Origin of the sequence: Chitinophaga sp. RAB17, assembly GCF_052114225.1 — a bacterium.
Lineage (GTDB): Bacteria > Bacteroidota > Bacteroidia > Chitinophagales > Chitinophagaceae > Chitinophaga.
Map to the genome: position 1 here is coordinate 1 of NZ_JBFREI010000029.1, position 5919 is coordinate 5919.

The following is a 5919-nucleotide window of genomic DNA, read 5'->3' on the forward strand; positions in this document are numbered from 1 at the left end:
TGTTGGTTGTTGGTTTACCTACCACGGACCAGGTGCCTTTGGCTCCATATTCAGTAGGCCTATTAGCGGCCATGGTGAAGATAGAGTCGTTACAATGTAACTGATCCATGTTCGCTTTCGCAACAGCAGGTACATCGTAGTTGGTCAGCAACACGGTGTCGGTAGTAGCGGCGCAGGTACCATTAGAGATGGTCCATACCAGTGTAGCGGTATGACCCGCCAGCACTTTAACTTTTGTAGTATTTAAAGTGGTATCAGTAACAGTTACCCATGTTGGTTTACCTACCACAGACCAGGTGCCTTTTGCTCCATATTCAGTAGGCTTGTTAGCGGCCATGGTGAAGATAGAGTCGTTACAATGTAACTGATCAATGTTTGCTTTCGCAACAGCCGGTACATCGTAGTTGGTCAGCAACACGGTGTCGGTAGTAGCGGCGCAGGTTCCGTTAGAGATAGTCCATACCAGTGTAGCAGTATGGCCCGCCAGTACTTTAACTTTTGTAGTATTTAAAGTGGTATCAGTAACAGTTACCCATGTTGGTTTACCTACCACGGACCAGGTGCCTTTGGCTCCATATTCAGTAGGCTTGTTAGCGGCCATGGTGAAGATAGAGTCGTTACAATGTAACTGATCAATATTTGCTTTCGCAACAGCAGGAACATCGTAGTTAGTCAGCAACACAGTATCGGTAGTAGCCGCACAGGTACCGTTGGAGATAGTCCATACCAGTGTAGCAGTATGGCCCGCCAGTACTTTAACTTTTGTAGTATTTAAAGTGGTATCAGTAACAGTTACCCATGTAGGTTTACCTACCACAGACCAGGTGCCTTTGGCTCCATATTCAGTAGGCTTGTTAGCGGCCATGGTGAAAATAGAGTCATTACAATGTAACTGATCAATATTTGCTTTTGCAACAGCAGGTACATCGTAGTTGGTCAGCAACACGGTGTCGGTAGTAGCGGCGCAGGTACCGTTGGAGATAGTCCATACCAGTGTAGCAGTATGGCCCGCCAGTACTTTAACTTTTGTAGTATTTAAAGTGGTGTCGGTAACAGTTACCCATGTTGGTTTACCTACCACAGACCAGGTGCCTTTGGCTCCATATTCAGTAGGCTTATTAGCGGCCATAGTGAAGATAGAGTCGTTACAATGTAACTGATCAATGTTTGCTTTCGCAACAGCCGGTACATCGTAGTTGGTCAGCAACACGGTGTCGGTAGTAGCGGCGCAGGTTCCGTTRGAGATRGTCCATACCAGTGTAGCAGTATGACCCGCCAGTACTTTAACTTTTGTAGTATTTAAAGTGGTRTCGGTAACAGTTACCCATGTTGGTTTACCCACCACAGACCATATGCCTTTCGCTCCGTATTCAGTCGGCTTGTTGGCCGCCATAGTGAAGATAGAGTCGTTACAATGTAACTGATCAATRTTTGCTTTCGCAACAGCMGGTACATCGTAGTTGGTCAGCAACACGGTGTCGGTAGTAGCGGCGCAGGTACCGTTGGAGATAGTCCATACCAGTGTAGCAGTGTGGCCCGCCAGCACTTTAACTTTTGTAGTATTTAAAGTGGTATCAGTAACAGTTACCCATGTTGGTTTACCTACCACAGACCAGGTGCCTTTGGCTCCATATTCAGTAGGCTTGTTAGCCGCCATGGTGAAGATAGAGTCGTTACAATGTAACTGATCAATATTTGCTTTTGCAACAGCCGGTACATCGTAGTTGGTCAGCAACACGGTGTCGGTAGTAGCGGCGCAGGTACCGTTTGAGATGGTCCATACCAGTGTAGCAGTATGGCCCGCGAGTACTTTAACCTTTGTAGTATTTAAAGTGGTGTCGGTAATAGTCGCCCATGTAGGTTTACCTACTACAGACCAGGTACCTTTTGCACCATATTCAGTAGGCTGGTTAGCAGCCATGGTGAAGATAGAGTCGTTACAATGTAACTGATCCATGTTCGCTTTCGCCACCGCAGGTACATCGTAGTTGGTCAGCAACACGGTGTCGGTAGTAGCTGCGCAGGTACCATTTGAGATGGTCCATACCAGTGTAGCAGTATGGCCCGCGAGTACTTTAACTTTTGTAGTGTTTAAAGTGGTATCAGTAACGGTTACCCATGTTGGTTTACCTACTACTGTCCAGGTGCCTTTAGCTCCATATTCAGTCGGCTTGTTAGCGGCCATGGTGAAGATAGAGTCATTACAATGTAACTGATCAATATTTGCTTTTGCAACCGCCGGAACATCGTAGTTGGTCAGCAACACGGTGTCGGTAGTAGCTGCACAGGTACCGTTGGAGATAGTCCATACCAGTGTAGCAGTATGGCCCGCGAGTACTTTAACCTTTGTAGTATTTAAAGTGGTGTCGGTAATAGTCGCCCATATTGGTTTACCTACTACAGACCAGGTACCTTTTGCACCATATTCAGTAGGCTTGTTAGCGGCCATGGTGAATATGGAGTCGTTGCAATGTAACTGATTAATACCCGCTTTTGCCACCGCAGGTACATCGTAGTTCGTCAGTAATACGGTATCCGTAGTAGCCGCACAAGTACCGTTAGAAATGGTCCATACCAGTGTAGCAGTATGGCCCGCCAGTACTTTAACTTTTGTAGTATTTAAAGTGGTATCAGTAACAGTTACCCATGTAGGCTTCCCAACCACAGTCCACGCACCGTAAGCACCATATTCAGTAGGCTTGTTAGCGGCCATGGTGAATATGGAGTCGTTACAATGCAACTGATCCATGTTTGCTTTCGCAACAGCCGGAACATCGTAGTTGGTCAGCAATACGGTGTCGGTAGTAGCCGCACAAGTACCGTTAGAAATGGTCCATACCAGTGTAGCAGTATGGCCAGCGAGTACTTTAACTTTTGTAGTATTTAAAGTGGTATCTGTAACAGTTACCCATGTTGGTTTACCTACCACAGACCAGGTGCCTTTTGCTCCATATTCAGTAGGCTTGTTAGCGGCCATGGTGAAGATAGAGTCATTACAATGTAACTGATTCACATTAGCTTTTGCAACAGCAGGTACATCGTAGTTGGTCAGCAACACGGTGTCGGTAGTAGCGGCGCAGGTACCGTTGGAGATAGTCCATACCAGTGTAGCAGTATGACCTGCCAGTACTTTAACTTTTGTAGTATTTAAAGTGGTGTCGGTAATAGTCGCCCATATTGGTTTACCTACTACTGACCAGGTACCTTTTGCACCGTATTCAGTTGGCTGGTTAGCCGCCATAGTAAAGATAGAGTCATTACAATGTAACTGATCAATGTTCGCTTTCGCCACCGCAGGTACATCGTAGTTAGTCAGCAGCACGGTGTCAGTAGTAGCCGCGCAGGTACCGTTAGTAATGGTCCATACCAGTGTAGCAGTATGGCCAGCGAGTACTTTAACTTGTGTAGTATTTAAAGTAGTATCAGTAACAGTTACCCATGTTGGTTTACCTACCACAGACCAGGTACCTTTAGCGCCATATTCAGTAGGCTTATTGGCGGCCATGGTGAAGATAGAGTCATTACAATGTAACTGATCAATGTTAGCTTTCGCCACAGCAGGAACATCGTAGTTAGTCAGCAACACGGTGTCGGTAGTAGCCGCACAGGTACCGTTGGAGATAGTCCATACCAGTGTAGCAGTATGGCCCGCCAGTACTTTAACTTTTGTAGTATTTAAAGTGGTGTCGGTGATAGTCGCCCATGTTGGTTTACCTACTACAGACCAGGTACCTTTTGCACCATATTCAGTCGGCTGGTTAGCCGCCATGGTGAAGATGGAGTCATTACAATGTATCTGATTAATACCCGCTTTTGCCACCGCAGGTACATCGTAGTTGGTCAGCAATACGGTATCCGTAGTAGCCGCACAGGTACCGTTAGTAATAGTCCATACCAGTGTAGCAGTATGTCCTGCCAGTACTTTAACTTTTGTAGTATTTAAAGCGGTATCAGTAACAGTCACCCATGTTGGTTTACCTACCACAGTCCAGGTGCCATTAGCCCCATATTCAGTCGGCTCGTTGGCCGCCATGGTGAAAATGGAGTCGTTACAATGCAGCTGATCCACATTAGCTTTTGCAACAGCAGGTACATCATAGTTGGTGAGCAGCACGGTGTCGGTAGTAGCGGCGCAGGTACCGTTGGAGATAGTCCATACCAGTGTAGCAGTATGGCCAGCGAGTACTTTAACTTTTGTAGTATTTAGAGTGGTATCTGTAACAGTTACCCATGTAGGTTTACCTACCACAGACCAGATGCCTTTGGCTCCATATTCAGTAGGCTTGTTAGCGGCCATGGTGAATATAGAGTCATTACAATGTAACTGATCCACATTAGCTTTTGCAACAGCAGGGACATCGTAATTGGTCAACAGCACAGTGTCGGTAGTAGCCGCGCAGGTACCATTAGAGATGGTCCATACCATTGTAGCAGTATGTCCCGCCAGTACTTTAACTTTTGTATTGTTTAAAGTGGTGTCGGTAATAGTTGCCCATGTAGGTTTACCTACCACAGTCCACGCACCGTAAGCACCATATTCAGTAGGCTTGTTAGCGGCCATGGTGAATATAGAGTCATTACAATGTAATTGATCCACATTTGCCTTCGCAACTGCAGGTACATCGTAATTGGTTAACAGCACCGTGTCGGTAGTAGCGGCGCAGGTACCGTTAGTAATGGTCCATACCAGTGTAGCAGTATGGCCAGCGAGTACTTTAACTTTTGTAGTATTTAAAGTGGTGTCGGTAACAGTTACCCATGTTGGTTTACCTACTACTGTCCAGGTGCCACTAGCGCCATATTCAGTAGGCTTGTTAGCGGCCATGGTGAAGATGGAGTCATTACAATGCAGTTGATCCACATTTGCCTTCGCAATGGCAGGTACATCGTAGTTGGTCAGCAACACGGTGTCGGTAGTAGCGGCGCAGGTACCGTTGGAGATAGTCCATACCAGTGTAGCAGTATGCCCCGCCAGTACTTTAACTTTTGTAGTATTTAAAGTGGTGTCGGTAATAGTTACCCATGTTGGTTTACCTACCACAGTCCACGCACCATTAGCCCCATATTCAGTCGGCTTGTTAGCGGCCATAGTGAAGATGGAGTCGTTACAATGCAGTTGATCCACATTTGCTTTCGCAACAGCAGGCACATCATAGTTGGTGAGCAGCACGGTGTCGGTAGTAGCCGCGCAGGTACCATTAGAGATGGTCCATACCATTGTAGCAGTATGTCCCGCCAGTACTTTAACTTTTGTAGTATTTAAAGTGGTGTCGGTAACAGTCACCCATGTTGGTTTACCTACCACAGTCCACGCACCGTAAGCTCCATATTCAGTAGGCTTGTTAGCCGCCATGGTAAAGATGGAGTCATTACAATGTAACTGGTTCACATTAGCTTTCGCAACAGCAGGCACATCATAGTTGGTGAGCAGCACGGTGTCGGTAGTAGCGGCGCAGGTACCATTAGAGATAGTCCATATCAGTGTAGCAGTATGTCCCGCCAGTACTTTAACTTTTGTAGTATTTAAAGTGGTATCTGTAACAGTTACCCATGTTGGTTTACCTACCACAGACCAGATGCCTTTTGCTCCATATTCAGTCGGTTTGTTAGCGGCCATGGTGAAGATAGAGTCGTTACAATGCAGTTGATCCACATTTGCTTTCGCAACAGCAGGCACATCATAGTTGGTCAGCAGCACGGTGTCGGTAGTAGCGGCGCAGGTACCATTAGAGATGGTCCATACCAGTGTAGCAGTATGACCCGCCAGCACTTTCACTTTTGTAGTATTTAAAGTGGTGTCGGTAATAGTCGCCCATGTTGGTTTACCAACCACTGTCCACGCGCCGTAAGCACCAAATTCAGTAGGCTTGTTGGCCGCCATGGTAAAGATGGAGTCATTACAATGTATCTGGTTCACAT

1 protein-coding gene is annotated in these 5919 nt (G+C 46.4%); it reads right to left on the bottom strand.

Going from position 1 to position 5919, the window contains the following annotated elements:
* The coding region (locus tag AB4Z08_RS35675; protein ID WP_441578555.1) for a hypothetical protein at positions 1-5919 on the bottom strand (5919 nt) is incomplete at both ends.